General features: G+C 63.6%; 15 protein-coding genes. 5 read left to right on the top strand and 10 right to left on the bottom strand.

Going from position 1 to position 20312, the window contains the following annotated elements; translation table 11 throughout:
- Positions 1–6 precede the first annotated feature (6 nt).
- Together M1L53_RS27460 and M1L53_RS27455 are read right to left on the bottom strand one after the other, a co-directional pair.
- On the bottom strand, positions 7–837 hold the full coding sequence (locus tag M1L53_RS27460; protein ID WP_007736128.1) for an SDR family oxidoreductase: 831 nt from the start codon (positions 835–837) through the stop codon (positions 7–9).
- Entirely contained in the window at positions 834–2408 is a 1575-nt protein-coding gene (locus M1L53_RS27455; protein ID WP_003945071.1) for an NAD(P)/FAD-dependent oxidoreductase, read from the bottom strand. The genes M1L53_RS27460 and M1L53_RS27455 overlap by 4 nt, the downstream gene beginning before the upstream one ends.
- A gap of 71 nt (positions 2409–2479) precedes the next feature.
- Between M1L53_RS27455 and M1L53_RS27450 the strand changes: the two genes are divergently transcribed.
- Complete coding sequence (locus M1L53_RS27450; RefSeq protein ID WP_054187351.1) at positions 2480–3109, top strand: TetR/AcrR family transcriptional regulator; 630 nt, start codon at positions 2480–2482, stop codon at positions 3107–3109.
- A 72-nt stretch (positions 3110–3181) separates the two neighbouring features.
- Here the strand turns inward: M1L53_RS27450 and M1L53_RS27445 are convergent, their stop codons facing one another.
- From M1L53_RS27445 to M1L53_RS27425, 5 genes are all read right to left on the bottom strand, one after another.
- On the bottom strand, positions 3182–6943 hold the full coding sequence (locus M1L53_RS27445; RefSeq protein WP_047268983.1) for a multifunctional oxoglutarate decarboxylase/oxoglutarate dehydrogenase thiamine pyrophosphate-binding subunit/dihydrolipoyllysine-residue succinyltransferase subunit: 3762 nt from the start codon (positions 6941–6943) through the stop codon (positions 3182–3184).
- Positions 6944–7118: 175 nt separating this feature from the next.
- Positions 7119–10928, bottom strand: coding sequence for an ABC transporter ATP-binding protein (locus M1L53_RS27440; protein ID WP_054187350.1), 3810 nt, complete (start codon positions 10926–10928; stop codon positions 7119–7121).
- A 36-nt stretch (positions 10929–10964) separates the two neighbouring features.
- On the bottom strand, positions 10965–11738 hold the full coding sequence (locus M1L53_RS27435; protein ID WP_054187349.1) for an ABC transporter permease: 774 nt from the start codon (positions 11736–11738) through the stop codon (positions 10965–10967).
- Complete coding sequence (locus tag M1L53_RS27430) at positions 11735–12736, bottom strand: ABC transporter ATP-binding protein (protein WP_030536929.1); 1002 nt, start codon at positions 12734–12736, stop codon at positions 11735–11737. Before M1L53_RS27430 ends, M1L53_RS27435 begins: the two co-directional genes overlap by 4 nt.
- 68 nt (positions 12737–12804) lie before the next feature.
- Entirely contained in the window at positions 12805–13554 is a 750-nt protein-coding gene (locus M1L53_RS27425; protein WP_003945111.1) for a hypothetical protein, read from the bottom strand.
- Between the two features lie 154 nt (positions 13555–13708).
- On the opposite strand from M1L53_RS27425, the gene M1L53_RS27420 reads away from it, so the two are divergent.
- Positions 13709–14119 carry a VOC family protein gene (locus M1L53_RS27420; protein WP_003945129.1) on the top strand — a complete coding sequence of 137 codons (411 nt, stop codon included), beginning with the start codon at positions 13709–13711 and terminating at the stop codon, positions 14117–14119.
- A gap of 11 nt (positions 14120–14130) precedes the next feature.
- On the opposite strand, the gene M1L53_RS27415 is transcribed toward M1L53_RS27420, so the two are convergent.
- A complete protein-coding gene (locus tag M1L53_RS27415) occupies positions 14131–15165 on the bottom strand; it encodes a glutathione S-transferase family protein (RefSeq protein ID WP_042450363.1) in 1035 nt (344 codons plus the stop codon).
- 23 nt (positions 15166–15188) lie between these two features.
- A complete protein-coding gene (locus M1L53_RS27410; protein WP_003945114.1) occupies positions 15189–15878 on the bottom strand; it encodes a hypothetical protein in 690 nt (229 codons plus the stop codon).
- Between the two features lie 126 nt (positions 15879–16004).
- Between M1L53_RS27410 and M1L53_RS27405 the strand changes: the two genes are divergently transcribed.
- Positions 16005–16628 (top strand): PadR family transcriptional regulator, encoded by a 624-nt coding sequence (locus M1L53_RS27405; protein WP_007736146.1) that lies wholly within the window; start codon positions 16005–16007, stop codon positions 16626–16628.
- A 2-nt stretch (positions 16629–16630) separates the two neighbouring features.
- Positions 16631–18115, top strand: coding sequence for a DHA2 family efflux MFS transporter permease subunit (locus tag M1L53_RS27400; RefSeq protein WP_054187348.1), 1485 nt, complete (start codon positions 16631–16633; stop codon positions 18113–18115).
- On the opposite strand, the gene M1L53_RS27395 is transcribed toward M1L53_RS27400, so the two are convergent.
- A complete protein-coding gene (locus tag M1L53_RS27395) occupies positions 18075–19475 on the bottom strand; it encodes an FAD-binding oxidoreductase (RefSeq protein WP_051720874.1) in 1401 nt (466 codons plus the stop codon). The genes M1L53_RS27400 and M1L53_RS27395 overlap by 41 nt on opposite strands.
- Here M1L53_RS27395 and M1L53_RS27390 point away from each other — a divergent pair.
- Entirely contained in the window at positions 19474–20274 is an 801-nt protein-coding gene (locus tag M1L53_RS27390) for an enoyl-CoA hydratase/isomerase family protein (protein ID WP_007736151.1), read from the top strand. The genes M1L53_RS27395 and M1L53_RS27390 overlap by 2 nt on opposite strands.
- The last annotated feature ends 38 nt before the right edge of the window (positions 20275–20312 follow it).

The raw sequence follows: 20312 nt of genomic DNA, 5'->3' as shown, positions 1-20312 counted from the left end.
ACGAACTCAGCTGGACTTGGGCATCATTCGGCCGGCGACGATCGCGACGATGCGCTGGTAGCCCGATCCTACGAGGCGAACCCAGGCGTCGAGTGCGATTGCGTCCATCCCGATGAGAACTCGCGGCTTGCTCTTCCGAACACCGTTGACGATCGTCTTGGCGGCGTCCTCCGGTGTGGTGCGCGCGAGCTTGCGGTCGAAGAACTCGGAGAAGACCGCAAGATCTTCACCCGGGCCTGCGGTGGCGTTGCGTGCGATGGCGGTCTTGATTCCGCCCGGGTGCACACAGGTCACCTTCACCGGGTGCTTGGCGATCAGCATTTCCTGGCGAAGCGACTCGGTGAAACCGCGAACGGCGAACTTGGCCGAGTTGTATGCGCTCTGACCCGGCATCGACAGCAGACCGAAGAGGCTCGACACGTTCACGATGTGCCCGTCGCCGGAGGCGATGACGTGGGGGAGGAATGCCTTGGTGCCGTTGACAACTCCCCAGAAGTCGACGTCCATGACACGTTCGAAGTCCTTGAATTCGGACTTCTCGAAAGTGCCGTGGTAGGCGATTCCGGCGTTGTTGTAGATCTGGTTGACCTTGCCGAAGTGGGCGACAACCGCGTCGGCGTACTCGAGAACCGCTTCGCGCTGGGTGACGTCGAGATGGTCCGACTTCACCTCGGCGCCGATGGCTTCCACCAGACGCGTTGTCTCGGCGAGCCCGATGGTGTCCACGTCGGAGATCGCCAACTTGGCGCCCTGGCCGGCCAGGTTCAGTGCTAGTGCGCGACCGATGCCCGATCCCGCTCCGGTGATGACTACGACCTTGCCTGCAAAATCACTCATTGTGCTACTGCCTTCTCGTCGTCGAGGTCGATCTGTGAAGTGGTCGCGGTGCCGACGGCGCCGAGATCCGAGGTGGCGACGCTGCGGTATGCCGCGAGGTCGAAATGCTTGGTGGCATTGCGGAACTGGAAGGTGAAGCCAGGCCACAGGGTGGTGTTGTTTCCGTGCTTGTCCATGTACCAGCTGGCGCAACCGCCGTTGTTCCACACGCTCTTGGACATAGCTGCCTGCAGGTCCTTGTTGTACTTGTCCTGCTTGTCCTTGCGCACCTCGATGGTGCCGATGTCGTACTTGTCGATGGTGGCGATCGCGTCGACCAGGTAGTTGATCTGCGACTCGATCATGAAGACCATCGACGAATGTCCGAGGCCGGTGTTGGGTCCGACGAGGAAGAACATGTTGGGGAAGTTGGCAACTGCCGCGCCCTTGTATCCCTGCATGCCGGTCTCTTCGAAGACCTCGGCGAGCGAGCGTCCGTCCTTGCCGAAGATTCCCGCGAAGGTGGGGGAGTCGGTGACGTGGAATCCGGTCGCCACGACGATGGCATCGATCTCACGCGTGGTGCCGGTCTTCGAGACGATCCCGTTGGCGGTGACCTCCTCGATGCCTTCGGTCACCAGGTCGACATTGTCCTGGGCGAGGGTGGGGAAGTAGTTGTTCGAGATCAGCATGCGCTTGCAGCCGATCTGGAAGTTGGGCATGACCTTCTTGCGAAGATCCTTGTCCTTGATCTGGGCCTTCAGGTGACGCTCGGCGGCGAACTGCAGCGGCTTCATGAAGACCGGCGCCTTGGCCAGGCCGACGACCTGCGTCTCTCGCATCCAGTAGATACCGGTGCGGCACAACTTCTGGAAGCCGGGGAGGTACTTGAACGCGAGGTGCTCGATCTTGGTGTACTCGCGGTCTGCGCGGGGCAGGATCCACGGCGCCGTGCGCTGGTACACGTCGAGATGCGAGACCTTCTTGCCGATGGCCGGCACGATCTGGATGGCCGAGGCGCCGGTTCCGATGACGGCCACACGCTTGCCGGTCAGATCGGCGTCGTGGTTCCAACGCGAGGAGTGGAAGATCTCGCCCTTGAAGCCGTCGATGCCCTTGATGTCCGGAAGTGAAGGCTCACACAATGCGCCGACGGCCGAGACGACGATCTTTGCGACGAATTCGCCCTTGTTGGTGCTGACGTGCCACCGAGCAGACGCCTCGTCCCAGCGTGCGGAGAGAACGTCGCAGTCGAAGATGTGCTTGTCGAGCACCTTGTGGCGGTTGGCCACCGACTGGATGTACTTGTAGATCTCGGGCTGAGTGGAGAAGGAGCGCGTCCACTCCGGATTGAGTGCAAAAGAGTACGAGTACAAATGCGACGGCACGTCACACGCGGCGCCCGGGTAGCTGTTGTCACGCCAGGTCCCGCCGACGTCGTTGCCGCGCTCGAGAACGACGTAGTCCGTGATGCCGGCCTGTGCCAGTTTGATCGCCGCACCGAGACCGGCGAAACCACTGCCGATGATCAGTGTGCCGACGTGGCGAGTATCCGCGGCAGGTGCTGAGGTATCTGTAACTGGAAGACTCATGTAGGGAACGATATGCCTTTATTGAGTCACGGTCAATAGCTTATTGACGAATATTCAGTAGTCTATTGGGCATGGACGCAGTAAAGCGAACGCGGCTCGACCCTGCGCAACGCCGAGCGCAACTCATCGACCTCGGGGCGCGGATGCTGGCCGAACGGCCGCTCGAACAGATTTCCGTCGAGGACATCGCCGATCAGGCTGGTGTCTCGCGGGGGCTTCTGTTCCACTACTTCGCGTCGAAAAGCGAGTTCCATCTGGCGATCGTCCGACACAGCAGTGAACAGATGCTCCAGCGCACCGAACCGAGCGAGTCGGACGATCCGATGCTCACCCTCCGCTCGGTGCTGGCGTCGTACGTCGACTACGTGACCGAGAACCGCAATACCTACGTCTCGCTGCTCCGGGGGACCGCCAGCGGGGATCCGCAGATGCGTGAGGTGTTCGAGCAGACTCGCGACATCATGGCCAAGAGAACCCTCGATCAGCTCCCGAAGATCGGCCTGACTCGAACACCTCAGGTGGAGTTGGCCGTTCGCGGTTGGATCGCGTTTGTCGAGGAAGCCACCATCAGTTGGCTCCGAGCGCCCGCCATCGCCCGCGAGGAACTGATCGACCTGACGGTTCAGTCGTTACCTGCGTTGGCACTGGCCGCCGTCGGCTTCGATGCCGGGCCCGATCTGGGTCTGCTGCAATCGAATTGACGTGAACGCAGAAAGGCCGGGCCCCACACTCCTTGCGGAATGTGGGGCCCGGCCCTTGTCAAATTACTGAGATCAGTTGGTCGGCAGGAACGCCTCGTCCAAGATCTCCTGCTGCTCCACCGCGTGGACCTTGCTCGATCCCGAAGAGGGAGCGGACATCGGACGACGCGAGATGCGCTTGATACCGGTCAAGGTCTCCGGCAGAAGGTCCGGCAGAGCCAGCCCGAGGAACGGCCACGCACCCTGGTTTGCGGGCTCTTCCTGGACCCAACGGAACTGATCCGCATTCGGGTAACGGTCCAGGGTCTCCTTGAGGCGACGCTTCGGCACGGGGTAGAGCTGCTCCATGCGCACGATGGCGATGTCGTCTCGCTCGTCCTTGTGCTTCTTCGCCAGGAGTTCCCAGTACAGCTTGCCGCTGACCAGCAGAACCCGCTTGACCGATTCGCGTGCGCTTTCGCCGCTCTCGTATGCCGGCTCCTCGAAGACCGAACGGAACTTGCCCGTCGTGAAGTCCTCGACGTTGCTGACGGCAGCCTTGTTACGCAGCATCGACTTGGGCGTGAAAACCACCAGCGGACGGCGGATGCCGTCGAGGTGATGGCGACGCAGCAGGTGGAAGTAGCTGGCCGGAGTCGACGGAACCGCAACGGTCATCGAGCCTTCTGCACACAGCTGAAGGAAACGCTCGATGCGACCGGAGGTGTGGTCCGGACCCTGACCCTCGTGACCGTGCGGCAGGAGCAGCACGACGTCGGAGAGCTGACCCCACTTGGCCTCACCCGAAGAGATGAACTCGTCGATGATGGTCTGCGCGCCGTTGACGAAGTCACCGAACTGCGCTTCCCACAGGACCAGAGCGTCGGGGTTACCGACCGAGTAGCCGTACTCGAAGCCCAGACCTGCGTACTCGGTGAGTGCGGAGTCGTAGACCATGAACTTGCCGCCGTTTTCGGCGTCGGCAGCGATCTTGGCGATCGGGCTGTACTCGTTGCCGGTCTTGCGGTCGATGAGGACCGAGTGACGCTGCGTGAACGTTCCTCGCTTGGAGTCCTGACCCGCGAGGCGGATCAAGGCACCCTGCTCGGCCAACGAGCCGAACGCAAGCAATTCTGCGAACGCCCAGTCGACATGTCCCTCACGGGCCATCTCGCGGCGCTTCTCGGCAACCGGCTTGACGCGCGGGTGAACGGTGAAGCCGTCGGGGACGTTGACGAACGCATCACCGATGCGCTCGAGGACCTCGGGAGCGACAGCCGTGGTCAGGCGAGCCGGGGGAGTCTGGTCGAGTTCGACGGACTCGGACGGTTCGGGCTGGAACTTCTCGAGTTCACGGACCTCGTTGAAGACCCGTTCGAGCTGGCCCTGGTAGTCGCGAAGTGCGTCTTCGGCTTCCTTGAGCGAGATGTCACCGCGGCCGATAAGGGACTCGGTGTAGCTCTTACGAACGCTGCGCTTGGTGTCGATGACGTCGTACATGGCCGGCTGGGTCATCGACGGGTCGTCGCCCTCGTTGTGACCGCGACGGCGGTAGCAGATGAGGTCGATGACAACGTCCTTGCCGAACTTCTCACGGAAGTCGACGGCCAGCTGAGCAACCCAGACGCAAGCCTCGGGGTCGTCGCCGTTGACGTGGAAGACCGGTGCGGCGATCATCTTCGCGACGTCGGTGCAGTACTCGGACGAGCGTGAATGTTCCGGAGCGGTGGTGAAGCCGACCTGGTTGTTCACAACGATGTGCACGGTGCCACCGGTGCGGTAACCGCGAAGCAGCGAGAGGTTGAGCGTCTCGGCGACAACGCCCTGACCGGCGAATGCAGCGTCACCGTGCAGCATGAGCGGCAGGACGGTGAAGCCTTCTTCACCCTTGTCGAGGATGTCCTGCTTGGCGCGGACCAGGCCTTCGAGAACCGGGTCGACGGCCTCGAGGTGCGACGGGTTTGCGGTCAAGGAGACAGCGATGTCGTTGTCACCGAACATCTGGATGTACGTTCCGCTGGCACCCAAGTGGTACTTCACGTCGCCGGAGCCGTGAGCGGCTGCCGGGTTCATGTTGCCCTCGAACTCCGTGAAGATCTTGGAGTACGGCTTGCCGACGATGTTGGCAAGCACGTTGAGACGGCCACGGTGCGGCATGCCGATGACGACCTCGTCGAGCTGGTGCTCGGCGGCCTGGTCGATCACGGCGTCCATCATCGGGATGACGGCTTCGGCGCCTTCGAGCGAGAAGCGCTTCTGGCCGACGTACTTGGTCTGCAGGAACGTCTCGAAGGCCTCGGCGGCGTTGAGCTTGCTCAGGATGTACTTCTGCTGAGCGACCGAAGGCTTGGCGTGATGGCCCTCGACGCGGTCCTGGATCCACTGACGCTGATCCGTCTCGAGGATGTGCGTGTACTCGACGCCGACGTGGCGGCAGTACGCGTCGCGCAGCACGCTCAACACGTCGCGCAGCTTCATCTTCTCTTGGCCGTGGAAGCCGCCGACCTTGAACTCACGGTCCAGATCCCACAGCGTCAGGCCGTGGCTGATGACGTCGAGGTCGGGGTGGCTGTGGAACTTGTCCTTGACGAACTGCAACGGGTCCGTGTCGGCCATGAGGTGGCCGCGGTCACGGTATGCAGCGATCAGTTCGAGAACGCGGGTGTTCTTGTCGACAGCGCCTTCCGGCACGTCCTTGCGCCACCGCACCGGCTCGTACGGGTTGCCGAGCGCGTGGAAGATCTCGTCGTAGAACTCGTCGCTGATCAGCAGGTTGTGGATCGTGCGCAGGAAATCGCCCGACTCGGCACCCTGGATGATGCGGTGATCGTAGGTCGAGGTGAGAGTCATCAACTTGCCGACGCCCATCTCGGCCAGCTTCTCGTCGCTGGCGCCCTGGAACTCGGCGGGGTATTCCATCGCGCCGGCACCGATGATGGCGCCCTGGCCCTTCATCAGGCGAGGAACGGAGTGAACCGTGCCGATACCGCCCGGGTTGGTCAGCGAAATGGTGACGCCGGTGAAGTCTTCGCCGGTGAGCTTGCCTTCACGGGCGCGTCGGACGATGTCCTCGTATGCCGCGTGGAACTGGACGAAGTTCATCGACTCGGTGTTCCGGATGGCGGCAACTACCAGTGAGCGGTTGCCGTCCTTTCCGGGAAGGTCGATCGCGAGTCCGAGATTGGTGTGCTCGGGCGTGACCGCGTTCGGCTTGCCGTCGATTTCGGCGAAGTGCCGGTTCATGTTGGGGAACGCGTTGACTGCCTGGACGATCGCGTAACCCAAGAGGTGGGTGAACGAGATCTTGCCGCCGCGGGTACGCGCGAGGTGGTTGTTGATGACGATGCGGTTGTCGAACATCAGCTTCGCGGGGATGGCACGCACGCTGGTTGCAGTCGGGATCTCGAGCGAGAGCGACATGTTCTTGACGACTGCGGCTGCGGCGCCGCGGAGAACCTTGGTTTCCTCGGCTCCGCCGGCAGGGGCGGGCTTCGCAGTAGCGGCCGCGGGCTTGGCTGCTGCGGGCTGGGCCGGGGCGGCCTTGGCGGCGGGCGCTGCCGTCTTCGCGGGGGCCGGAGCGGCAGCCTTGGCAGCCGGCGCAGGAGGTGCGGTCTTGGGGGCGGGAGGCGTGGCCTTGGGAGCAGCAGGCGGAGCTACAACAGCGGCGGGTGCAGCCGCGTTGCCGTTCGAGGCAGTCCCGTTTCCACCTCCCGTGTTCGCCGAGTCCGGCGAGTAATCGGTCAAGAATTCGTGCCAACTGGGATCCACGGACGACGGATCGTCCTGGAAGCGTTGGTACATCTCGTCAACCAGCCACTGGTTCTGTCCGAATTGGGATGTAGAACTGCTGCTCACGGCAGGTGTTCGCCTCGTTTCTATTTCGGTACCCGATCAGAGCGCCTATATACATGAGATTAGCCCGAGCGTGTGACGAGCAATTGTGCGGCACACAATTTGTGAGCTGTCTCACGGAAGTCCGTGATCTTGCGATCGCGCACTACCTCTCGGCGGTACAAATCCGTGCCGACTGTCACGCGACGGGGTTGCCTTCGATGACAGTTCTCGACGTCAGATTATTCCCCTCACGCGCCTGCGATGCATCCCAGAGTCCCGAGTAGTGACCACCGGCATACCGCAGAACATCGTGCGGGCCGTATTCAACGATACGTCCCCGGTCAACTACGACAACGAGGTCCGCTCGGGCAGCTGTCGCGAGGCGGTGAGCTACGACGACGGAAGTCCGTTTCCGGGTGACCGACCGACTTGCTTCGAGCACCATTCGTTCGGTCGCGGGATCGAGCGTCGCGGTCGCCTCGTCGAGGAGCAGAAGGTCCGGGTCGACGAGTTCGGCACGGGCCAATGCGATCAGTTGGCGTTGGCCCGCCGAGAGCCCCTGGCCGCGCTCGCCGACGGGATGATTCATGCCTCCACGCATGTCGGCTATCGAATTCAGTGCGCCGACGGAACGTGCCGCTTCCTCGATCTCCGCGTGCGACGCCGACGGCCTGCCGTACGCGATGTTGTCGGCGACCGTGCCGGTGAAGAGATGGGCTTCTTGTGGGACCACGCCGAGGCGACGTCGGTACTGCGAGAGGTGGAAGTTCCGGATGTCGGTTCCGTCCACGTCGACCGATCCGGACGTCGGGTCGTAGAAGCGGGCGAGCAACTTCACGACCGTCGACTTCCCGGCACCGGTTCGGCCGACCAGAGCGACGGTCGTGCCCGGCGGGATTTGCAGATCGAAATCGGAGAGGGCGTCGACGTCCGCACCCGAGTACCGGAACCCGACCCCGTCGAGATGGACGGCGCCGTCGAGTCGTCCGGAGATCGCGATCAAATCCTCGCTGTCGGCAGTCTCGATCGAACTGCGAGTGCGTAGTAGGTCGCCGATTCGTTGCAATCCGACGTTTGCCTGTTGGTAACCATCGAACACTTGTGAGAGTTGCTGAATCGGTCCGAACAGCAGACCGAGGTAGAGCACGAAAGCGATCAGTACGCCGGGCGAAGTCGATCCGTTGGCGATCTGGTGCGCACCGACGAACACGACCGCGGCCAACGCGAGGTCGGACAGGAACGAAATGAAAGGGAAGTAGATCGAAATGGCTCGCTGCGACCGCATCCGCGATCGGCGGTAGCTCTCGGAGCGTTCTGCGAACCTACGCGCAGCACCTTCTTCGCGGCGGTAGGCCTGAGCCGCTCGCAGACCGGCGATGTTCTCCTGGAAGTCGGCATTGACGAGCGAGATCCGTTCGCGGGACTGGCTGTAGGCAACCGAGGAGATCTTGCGGAAGACCACGGTCGCGACCACGAGCGGTGGGATGACGGCCAGCGCCACCAGGCCGAGCGTCACGTCGGTCGCCAGGAGGGCGATCGAAATTCCGCCGACGGTCAGGACGCTCACGATCGCCGTTGACATACCGGTTTGGATGAACGACGAGAGCGCGTCGACGTCGGTGGTCATACGCGTCATGATGCGGCCGGACAATTCCCGTTCGTAGTAGTCCAGACCCAGGCGCTGCAAGTGTGCATAGCTGCGGACGCGGAGCCCGAACAGCACGCGTTCACCGGCTCGGGCCGTGAGCACCGTCATGACCGCCACGATGACCCAGTCTGCGGCGACCAGGAGCGCGCCGAACGCCGTCGCGATCCAGAGTGTGGTGCTGTCTGCGGTCACGACTCCGTGGTCGATCGCATATCTGACGAGGGAGGGAAATGCGATCGCCGCGGCGGAGTCCAGGGCAAGGCACACGACAACCGCCAGTAGAACCCAGCGGACCGGCCTCAAGATCTGTCGGAGTGAGAACTGTGGATTCGATTCGCGCAGGCTCTCAGGAGCAATTCCGGGGTCTTCGCGTGCGGGTGGGAGAGCGTCGACTGCTGCCCGCAGAGACGGAGTCACCGCGATTCCGCTGAGCGCTCCGGCCATCGGTCCGCCGGCACTCTGCGCCGAAGCGGTAGTGCTGTCGGCTTCGGATTCCGGAGCCTGCGGCCACAGCTGCTCGGCTGTGGGCTCGCGGCGTTGATGTCCGAAAGCGTCAGGGCCGGCCTCGTCGATTTCGGCGGATAGTTCCGGCGGCGAGGAGAACAGGGCGCGAAAGAGCGGACATCGCGCTTCCAGCTCGTCCACGGTTCCGGAGTCGATGATCCGTCCGCCGTCGAGAACCGCGACGCGATCTGCCAGCGTCAAGGTGGATCGCCGGTGCGCGAGGATCAGCGTGGTTTGCCGTCGTCTGGCCCGGAACGCGTCGAAGATCGCAGCCTCGGTTGCCGCATCGACCGCGGAGGTGGCGTCGTCGAGGACCAAAATCCGCGGGTCGACGAGGAGGGCTCGGGCAAGCGCGATGCGCTGACGCTGGCCGCCCGACAGCGTCAGACCTCGTTCACCGACAACGGTGTCGTATCCGTCCGGGAGTGCCTCGATGAAGGTGTCTGCCTGTGCCAATGCAGCTGCGGCGCGGATGTCCTCGTCGGAGGCGTCCTCGCGCCCCAGTGCGATGTTGGCGGCGATGGTGTCCGAGAACAGGAAAGGTTCGTCGAAGACCAGGCTGACGGCGGCACGAAGCTGTTCTGTGCGCAGTTCGCCGATGGGGAACGTCTCGCCCGCGGTATCGACGGTCACTACACCCGAAGTCGGGGCGTAGAACCGGGGGAGAAGCAAGGACAACGCGGTCTTGCCCGACGCGGCCGGCCCCACGACGGCGACGGTCTCGCCCGGTTCTATGCGGAGGTTCAGCCCGGTCAGGACGTCGCGTTCGGTGTCGAATCCGAATGCCACGTCGTCGAAGGTGACTCCGAGAGGACCGTCGGGCAAGTCCACCGGATGGTCTGGATCGGCGATGTCCGGCTGAGCGTTGATGACGTCGTAGACACGCTCTACAGCGGCGCGCGCCAGCTGCGCCATGACGATGACCGACGACAGAGTTCGGGTGACTCCGGTCATCGTCACGATGTAGGTGGCGAACGCGAGAAACGTTCCCACGGTGATCTTGTCGTGCAGTGCGAGATACCCGCCGAGAGCGATCACTCCCACCTGCCCGAGCTGGGGCAAGGCGGCCATGGTCGGCGCGAATTTCGCGTTCAACCACGCGGCGCGAAGACGCTCCGAATACAACGTGCGGCTGTGCTTTTCGAGTTGGTCGACGGCTCGTTGTTCCTGCCCGAATCCCTTGACGACGCGCACGCCCGTGACGGTTTCCTCGACATGTTGGGCGAGGTCGGCGGCCCGCTGCTGCGCGGACCATGTTGCGGCGAAAAGCATCGGTCGCATCAGGAACACCACCAGCCCTACTGCGGGGATGACGGCGACAGCGACGAGAGTCAACAGCGGCGAGAGCCACGCCATGATGCCGATCGCGAGCACGAATTGCAGGAGCGCACCCGCGGACATCGGCACCATCGCGAGCAAACCCTGGACGAGTTGTAAATCGGTGATGGACCGGGATACCACCTGGCCTGTGCGGATCTGATCCTGCCCGCGTCCGTCGAGGCGTTGCAGCGAGCCGAGCAAGGCGAGCCGCAAGTCGTGTTGAACATCGAGCGAGAGTCGGCCGGCAAGCATCCGTCGGCCGTACTGGCACGCGAAGCGCACGACCGCGAGCAGCGCGATCGCCAGCGCGACGAACCCGATCACCTTGCCTGGGTTCTCCTGGCTTGCGGCGTCGAGCGCATAGCGGGTCAGAAGAGGAAACGAGATGTCGATCGCCGAGGCGATGACCGTAACGAGTAGCGCGCCGATCGCAACTCTTCGGTGCAACCAGCATGCGTGGGCCAAGCGGCGGATCCAGCCCGGAGCTCGATCGACCTCTCCAGCTACCGGACTGTCCGTGTTGATCGTGTTCATCGAGATCCACGGTAGACCCGGCCCCAGACAGCCTTTTCAGGTGATGTCGCGGGTTCTGGTCCGCAGCCAACCGAGCCCGCAGAACAGAACCACCCAAGCTGCCAGCATCATCGGGCCGCTCGGCCAGGACGCGAACGCGTCGACGTCGATCGACGGGGCCGCATTGATGATCGTGCCGATCGTGGCCGACACCGGAAGCGCGGCCCCGATCCCACCGAGATCCATCGCGAGCAGCACTGCGCGGACGATCCATTCACCGAAGACGAACCACAGGATGACCGAGAGGGCACCGGCCATCGACGAACCGGTGAGCAGTGCCACCCCGGCGCCGAGCAGCGCCCACAGAGCGCACGCCAGAATGCCTGCGGCGCAGATGGCGAAGAGATCGGTGGTGAAGCTGAAGTCCCGGCCGAAGAGCAACATCGCGCCGATGCTGACTACTTCGACAGCCAACGCGTAGCCGACGGCAAAGACCGCGACGACCGCAAGTTTTGCGCCGAGAACTCCGTCACGGCCGCGAGCTGTGAGGAACGTCGTGGTGAGAGTTTTGTAGCCGAATTCGGATCCGGCGGTGAGTGCTCCGAAGACAGCCGCGAACACCAGGACAAGCGTGTTGGAGACACCGAGGCTGACGCCGGTGGACACGACATCGACGTCGAAGGTGGTGTCTGCCGAATCGGCCACGACTTCGACGAACGTCCTGGTGGAGGCAGCAATCAGCACGGCCACGACGACCGGTGCGATGGCCAGTGCCCACCAGTAGCGCAGGGTGAGAACTTTGAGTGTCTCCGCGCGCACGAGCGTGGTCATCGGTGTCCTCCGGAAGGTCCGTATGCGGCAGGGCCGTAATAACCCGGGCCCGAACCGGGACCGGGTGGGCGGTGGTATCCGACCTGGGGGACGGCATATTGCGGCGTTGTCATGGCCAGGAACAGTTGCTCGAGATCTGCGCCTTCGGTTGCGACACCGAAGATCGTGACTCCGGCGGCGGATGCCACCGGTGGCAGTACCGACGTGTCGGTGCCGCCCACGGCGAGCCGTCCGTCCTGGGTGATCTGGGCGTCGATGATTCCGCGAGCGGCCAATGCCGTGGCGAGGAGCGCTGGGTTGGAACACGAGACGAGCAGTCGACTGCGCTGCGAGCGGCGAAGTTCGTCCATGGTCCCTTGGTAGACGAGTGAGCCGGCGCTGACGATGACCACGCTGTCGACGGTCGCTTCCACTTCACGAAGCGCGTGACTCGAGATCAGAACCGTTCGGCCGGAACCGGCGAAGGTCTGCAGGAACTGACGAAGCCACGCCATGCCCTCGGGGTCGAGTCCGTTCGCGGGTTCGTCGAGCACGAGGATCTCGGGATCACCGAGCATCGCGGTGGCAAGGATCAGGCGTTGGCGCATCCCGAGCGAGAAGGTGCCGGTCTTGTGGGCTCCGACCGATCTCAGACCGACCATGTCCAGCACCTGCGCCGCGCGCTGAGTCGGCATGCCGATAGCGGCCGCGTAGATCTCGAGGTGTCCGAGGGCCGTTCGTTTCGGATGGAGACTGCCGACGTCGAGTACTGCGCCGACGGTCCGAGCCGGGTTGGGCAGCAAACGCATCGGGGTGCCGTTGATCGTGGCCGATCCCGACGTCGGTGACACCAGTCCGAGGAGCATCCGCAACGTGGTCGTCTTGCCCGAACCGTTCGGACCGAGAAACCCGGTGATCGAGCCCGCCTGAACGTCGAAGCTCAGGTCGTTGACCGCGCGCGCCGCCTTGAACGTCTTCGTCAACCCACGAATCTCGATGGGGGCAGAGAAGGATCCCATTGCGGTGTTCGTCAATGCTGCTCCCGGGTCGGCGGCGAATACGTGATGCGAGCCTACGGCCCGGACAGCTATCTGCGGATGGCCCGGCGTGTCTCCGTCTGGGGAAGCACTGCGGCATCGTCGGCAGGCATCACGATCAGGTGGTCGGTCCACCTGGCCGGTGCCGGTCCGAAGGCTTCGCGCGCATTCTTGACGACGCCCTTGCCGATTGCACGGTTGCCCGCACCGCCGATGACCGCACCGATTCCGGCCGGAACGAGCTTGCCGAGGATCAGTGCGCTGCGCTTCGCGGCGTACTTGGTCACGAATTTCCGCACGAGGGTGCTGTTCATTCCCCTCATCGTGGGTCCGGGAATCTTGCTCGTGATTGCCGTTCCCCAATTCTTGGCTGTGATTCCGGTGGCCTTCTGCACGATCTCCATACCGGATTCGCCGAGGGCGACTGCCAGGACCAGGGCACGTCGTTGCTGGTGATCCTGTACGGAGATTCCATGCACTGACGCAATTGCCAACGTCAGCAGCGCTGACGCCTCGAGGAAGAAAGCCGATTCCGCACCGACGGCAGCGATGGACGCGACCGTTCCGACGCCCGGCACGGCGGCGGTGGCGCCGACGGCACTGCCGCTTCCGGTCACGGCGAGAATGAACATCTTCTCCATCCGCTCGACGATCTGAGCAGGTGACTCGTCGGGGTGGGCCTTACGGACATGGTTGACGTATTTGGCCACTGCGGGCGCTTGCAGGCGGCTTCCGTTGTCGAGAACGGAAACGAGGACCTTCTCGATACGCCCGCTGTCGTTGTTCGTCGACTTGCTCATTGCTGCCCCTCCACAGTTGTCCTCCTCTGAAGCGAGGTGGACCGTATCTCGAGAATAGGTGAAGTTTTCGCTGGCGGCGGTGATCACCGGGGCCATAGGCTCGTACGAGACTCGGTTTTCTTCGTGAGTTTTCCCAGGCAGGAGTTCGAGTGTTATGACCGCCACTTCGGAATCTCGTTCGACGACCATCTGGCCGACGCTGCGCTACCTCGACGCCCGTGCGGCAATCCACTTTCTGGTGAGCACCTTCGGTTTCGTGGAGAAGGCCGTCTACGGAGAGGGAGACGTGGTGGACCACGCCCAACTCGACTGGCCGGGCGGTGGCGGCATCATGTTGGGTTCGCCGCGCACCGATTCGGCGATCGCCGGCCTGCCGCCTGGAATCGGTTCGGTGTACATCGTCGTGGACGACGCGGACGCCGCCGATGCACTCCACGAACGCGCTGTCGCGGCGGGCGCCACGATCACGCAGGGATTGCGCGACGAGGACTACGGTTCGCGGGGGTTCACCTGCCGTGATCCCGAAGGTGTGTACTGGAGTTTCGGCACGTACGCAGGGGAGTAGCCCCCCGCGACCTACCTGGTGGCCCAGTGCTCTGCCGGAACCACTTCCGACGGGATGGGCGGATGAGGTGGTGTGCCGTCCCCGAACGGTCGGCCACCCAACTGTTCGCGTCCGTGCGGTTCGAGCCAGTGTGTCAATTCCGGTCCCTTGGGCACGATTCCGGAGGGATTGATCTCGGAATGCACGATGTAGTAGTGCGCTTTGATCTGTGTGAAGTCGATGGTGTCACCGAATCCGGGGGTTTGGAACAGATCGCGCGCGTAGTCCCACAGCACCGGCATCTCGCTGAGTTTGCTTCTGTTGCACTTGAAGTGGCCGTGATAGACGGGATCGAACCGCGCCAGCGTGGTGAACAGGCGCACATCGGCTTCGGTGATGGTGTCGCCCACCAGGAAACGTTGCCGGGCAAGACGTTCGGTGAGCCAGTCGAGGCGGGCGAACAGCGTGTCGTATGCCTCGTCGTACGCCTGCTGTGAACCGGCGAAACCGCAGCGGTAGACGCCGTTGTTGACGTCGCGAAAAACGTACTCGGCCACTTCGTCGATTTCGTTTCGCAGAGGCTCCGGGTACAGATCCGGTGCGCCTTCGCGGTGGTACTTCTTCCATTGCGTCGAGAAGTCGAGGGTGATCTGTGGGTAGTCGTTCGTGATCACCTTGCCCGTGGCGATCTCCACCATGGCGGGCACCGTGATTCCCCTGGGGTAGTGGGGATCTCGGGCGAAGTATGCGTCCTGCAGTCGCGGGATCTTCAGTACGGGATCGACGCCGCCCGGGTCGAGATCGAAAGTCCAGCTTCGCTTGTCGTGAACCGGACCGCAGATGCCCATCGACAGTACGTCTTCGAGGCCGAGTAGGCGGCGGACGATGATGGCGCGGTTTGCCCACGGGCAGGCACGTGCCACGATCAACCGGTATCGCCCGGGTTCGACGGGGTAACCGTCGCGGCCGTCCTCGGTGATCCGGGTCGGGATGTAGTTGGTGTCGCGTTTGAATTCACGACCCTCTTCGACGAATGTCGGTTCGCTCGCGCCGTCTTCCGTACTCATCTGCGGTCCCTCTCGTTCGAGTGTCAACTGGGCAGGTGCACGTGTACCCGAGCGTATGCCCCCAGAACGTCGAATTTGGCTTTACGTGGAAGCGTCGCGCCGATCGCACTGCCGCGACTTGTGCGTAGCTGCGGGATCAAGCCGGAATCGAGAGCGTCCTCCGCAGCGAGAAGCGTTACTGCGCAGCCGATTCCGTGACGGCGATGCGCTGGAGCAGTCAGGGTCGTGAGATCTGCCACGAATCCCTGAAATTCGGAGTACGCCGCGCATCCGAGCACCTCGGTGGAATCGGTGAGGGCGGTGAACCACCGCGTCCGGTTCCCGAGGTCGGCTGTGGTGCTGTCGTCGGGTGGGCAGAGCGCAGCGACGGCGAGGGCATCGTCGATGTCGTGGGAAATCAGTAGTTGCTCGTCGGGTGGCGCGTCCGTGTAGTCGCCGAGGAAAGCGAGATCGACGGGGCCGGTGATTCGGCCGCCGTGATCGCCGGCGATCTCGAGCAGACGCGCCGGTTGCAGCAGGGCGTCGACGGAGATGTCCTCGGTGCGCTCGATGAACCACTGCGGCCCGACGATCGCACCTGAGCCTGCCAGATCGAGAACGTGGATGTCGTCGCCGACGACGCGGGCCGTGTGTGCCGGCCGAAGTGCCGAGTCGCCGAGGCCCAGTTCACGTGCCCAAGCGAGTCGGATGATGTCGAGGTGATGTTCGTCCACTCGCTACAGGCTAGTCCGATTCGAACGGGTTGATCGAGATGGACAGAGGTCGTATATTCCATGTGGACTATTTCAGGTGGAATAGTCAAGAAATAGTCAATTGCGGCTTGTCAGGGAGGGGGACTCATGGGTGACGTGTCTTTGACGCCTCTGGGAATCACCGTTCTGGGCCTGCTGTCCGAGCGTTCGATGCATCCGTACGAGATGTATCAACTGGCCTCGGTTCGCCGGGGCGATCAGTTGGTGAAGATCAAGCCGGGATCGCTCTATCACACGGTTTCCCGGTTGGAGAAGCAGGAACTTCTGGCTTCGATCGGGACCGATCGTGAGGGCAACCGGCCCGAACGGACGACGTACGAGATCACCGCCCGGGGCCGTGAGGCCCTCGAGCATCAACTACGTGAGATGTTGGCGGTTCCGGTGCGGGAGTATCCGCGGTTGCCGCTCGCGCTCGCCGAAATGCACAACCTCTCCGCGTCCACCGCGTGTCAGATGCTTCGAATTCGTCTCGCGCACCTCGACAAGACGATCGCGAAATTCGAGGCCGACTACGAAGCGCTGAAGGCGGCGGAAAAACCACGAATCTTCACGGTGGGCGCGGACTACGCCCACGCACTGACCGTCGCCGAAAGAGAGTGGATCGGCGCGTTGGTGACAGACATCGAGAGCGGCGAAATGCCCTGGCTCTCACAAGAACTTCTCGACCGGCTGGCCGGCTCCGCAGGCTCGTCCGCACTACCTAAGGACTGAAGATGGAAAAGCAGGTCAATCCCTGGCACGCGCTGTGGGCGCTGTGTATCGGGTTCTTCATGATTCTGGTGGACAGCACCATCGTCGCTGTCGCCAACCCTGCGATCATGGAGGACCTCGGCACCGACATCAACAAGGTCGTCTGGGTCACCAGCGCGTACCTGCTGGCGTACGCGGTGCCGCTGCTCGTCACCGGCCGGCTCGGTGACAGGTTCGGACCGAAGAACCTGTACATGATCGGCCTCGTACTGTTCACCGGCGCTTCACTGTGGTGTGGTCTGTCCGGCAGCGTCGAGATGCTCATCTTGGCAAGAGCTTTCCAGGGTCTGGGCGCCGCAATGATGACGCCTCAGACGATGGCCGTCATCACACGCACGTTCGCGCCGAACAAGCGTGGCGCCGCAATGGGCCTGTGGGGCGCGGTTGCCGGTGTTGCGACGCTGGTCGGTCCGCTTGCCGGTGGTGTGTTGGTCGACAATCTCGGCTGGGAATGGATCTTCATCGTCAACGTCCCGGTCGGTGTCATCGCATTCCTCCTCGCGTGGAAGCTTGTTCCGTCGTTGCCGACCAGCGAGCACAAGTTCGACATCCCCGGCGTGATTCTCAGCGCCGCAGGCATGTTCCTGCTCGTGTTCGGAATCCAGGAAGGCAGTTCGTACGACTGGAACGGATTCGTCTGGAGCCTGATCGGCGCCGGTGTGGTGTTGCTCGCGGTGTTCGTGTTCTACCAGTCACGCAACAAGAACGAGCCCTTGCTCCCACTCGAACTCTTCAAGGACCGCAACTTCTCGCTCGCCAACGTCGCCATCACCGCGATGGGCTTCGCGATCACGTCGATGGTCCTTCCGCTGATGTTCTACACCCAGGCAGTTCGCGGACTCTCCCCGACGCAGTCGGCGCTCCTCCTCGTTCCGATGGCCGTGCTGACCGGCATTTTTGCGCCGATCATCGGCAAGCTCGTCGACAAGACGCATCCGCGCTACATTGCGGGCACCGGCTTCCTGCTGTTCGCGATCGCCCTGGGCTGGCTGGCATTGGTGATGTCTCCCGACGTCGCGATCTGGGAACTGCTCCTGCCGATCGGCCTGATCGGCTTCGCCAACGCATGCATCTGGTCGCCGCTCGCGGCCACCGCCACACACAACCTGCCTCCGATGCAGGCCGGCGCCGGCGCCGGCGTCTACAACACCACCCGGCAGGTGGGTGCGGTTCTCGGCAGTGCCGCGATCGGAGCACTGATCACCGCACGATTGGCGGCTCAGGGTCTGACCGGCGGCAGTTCCGAAGCCGGAGTGGGTCACCTACCCGAGTTCGTCCGTGAACCGTTCAGCACGGCGATGTCGGAGTCGATCTGGCTGCCCGCCGGCGTGCTGCTCATCGGCTTCGTCGCTTCGGTGTGCTTCGCTCGGCCTCTGCGCGGCGACGCACACGACGACGCGATGGCCGTCAGTGCCGAAGCGCGTCGGGAAACATCACTGCACGATTGAGATAGTCGCTCGGGTCCAGGGCTCGCTTGATCGCCCACATCGTGGCTATGTCCTCCGCAGAGAGGGCCAGGTTCAGATAGTTGCGTTTGAGCGAGCCCACCCCGTGTTCGGAACTGACGTTTCCGCCGTGATCGCGAACCAGTTCGAGGACGCTGCGGTACACGGTGTCGGCGTTCGGGCAGTTCAGGACGTTGAGGTGGATATTTCCCTCGGCGACGTGTCCGAAGAGGATCGGAATTGCCGCGGGGGCACGACTCGCGATCACCGCCGCGGCGTCCTCGGCGAAGGTGGCAAGCGAGTCCAGCGGCAGCGCCGCGTCGAATTTCAGTGGGGGGCCGAACAGTCCGACCACTTCGGCGAAACACTCCCGCGCCGCCCACAAACGCGTCGAGCCGGGATCGTCGACCGCCACGGCCGGGGTCTGCGGTGGGTCGATGCGTTCGAGCAGCTCGGCCAGGTCTTCCAGCGGATCGTGGGCCGCGGACACCTCGGCGAGGAGGTACCACGGTCGCCCCGTCGGAACCGCGGCGTTCAAATGGTGGGCGGCCAGTTCGAGACCGCGCCCGTCCAACAACTCCAGTGCGTCGACGCCGTCGAGAGTGCGCAACACTCGCCCCGCCTCGACGACGTCTTGGAGTGTGTCGAAACCGGTCAGCGATGTGACGCGGTGAGTCGGTATCTTCCGTAATTTCAGGTCGACGGAAGTGACCACCCCTAGAGTTCCCTCGCTGCCCACCCACAGTGCGGGCAGGTTGTATCCGGAATTGTCGGACAACACTTTCGGTGACCGGCGCACCGTGGTCCCGTCGGGGAGCACCACCTCGAGGCCGAGCACCTGTTCGGCCATGTTCCCGTATCGAACCGTGTGCAGCCCACCGGCATTGGTGGAGACCATGCCGCCGATCGTCGCTGTATCCCGAGAAGCTATGTCCACCCCGAATTTCAGGCGGGCGGCGGCGGCCGCCGAATGTACCTGCGCGAGTGTCGCTCCCGCACCGACGGTGATCCGACCGGCGGCAACATCGACTTCGCCGATCGCCTCGAGGCGTTCGGTGGAGAGCAGGACGTCGTCGTGCTCGGGCACCGTCCCGGCGACCAGACCGGTTCGCCCGCCCTGAACGGTGACCGGTACGCCGCGCGAGCGGCACACGTTCAGCACTGCCGAGACTTCGGCGGTATTTCCGGGTCGGACCAGAGCGCTGGCGCGCCCGCTGTAGCGCCCTGTCTGGTCGGTGGAACGGGTCGCCAACACGTCGGCGTCGTCGACGACGAACCGGTGTCCCACAACGTCCGCGAGTGCATTTCTCAGACCGTCCACCCGACGATCGTAGGCCGGTTCGATGTGGCAGTGTGGCGGCATGACTGCTCCCGAATCGCATCCCACCCGTCTCGAGCGCTTCACCACCGATGGTGGTGCCGAGGTGGCTGTCCTGACGTTCGCGCACGGACCACTCAATCTGTTCGATCAGGCCATGTTCGACGCCGTCATCGCCGATGTTGCAGCGCTGACCGAAAACCCACCGCGCGCTGTGCTTCTGCGCGCCGAGGGCAAGGTCAACTCGGCCGGCGTCGACGTCCATGTGTTCGACGGACTGAACCCGGAGCAGGGAGCGGAATTGTGGCGCGAACTGTTCGCCCAGATCTGCCATCCGCTCGAGGCGTTGCCGTGCCCGGTCATCTACGCGGCGCACGGGCTGACGCTGACTGCTGCCTTCGAGATCTCCTTGGCCTGCGACATCATCCTCGCGGCGCCGAAGGCGAAGTTCGGACTGGTCGAGACAGTGGTCGGTCTGACGCCGTCCATGGGTGGACCGCAGCGTTTGGCCGAGCGCGCCGGTTCCGGACGGGCTCGGGAGTTGGTCATGACCGGCGATCTCTACGACGCCGCAACTCTGCACTCGTGGGGCGTCGTCAATGCCGTTCACGACGATGTCGATGCTGCGGCGCGTGCCCTGGCGGCCCGGTTGGCGGACGGGCCCACGCGAGCCCACGACGCCACCAAGCAGATCGTGGCGGCCTGGCGTTCCGGCGGGATCGCCCACGCTGATTCGGTGACTCCCGGGGTGTCCGGTGCGCTGTTCGCCACCGATGACCTACGCGGCGCTGTCCGCAGTTTCCTCGAGGTCGGACCGGGCAAAGCGGTCTACTCCGGAAAGTAAGTTTGCGACGATTATCGCCAGAGACCTCCACGAACTGT

This window comes from Rhodococcus sp. T9N (assembly GCF_024436645.1).
Lineage (GTDB): Bacteria > Actinomycetota > Actinomycetes > Mycobacteriales > Mycobacteriaceae > Rhodococcus_F > Rhodococcus_F qingshengii.
Note: the sequence above shows the minus strand (reverse complement) of the source record. Positions and strands in the feature narration are given on the sequence as shown.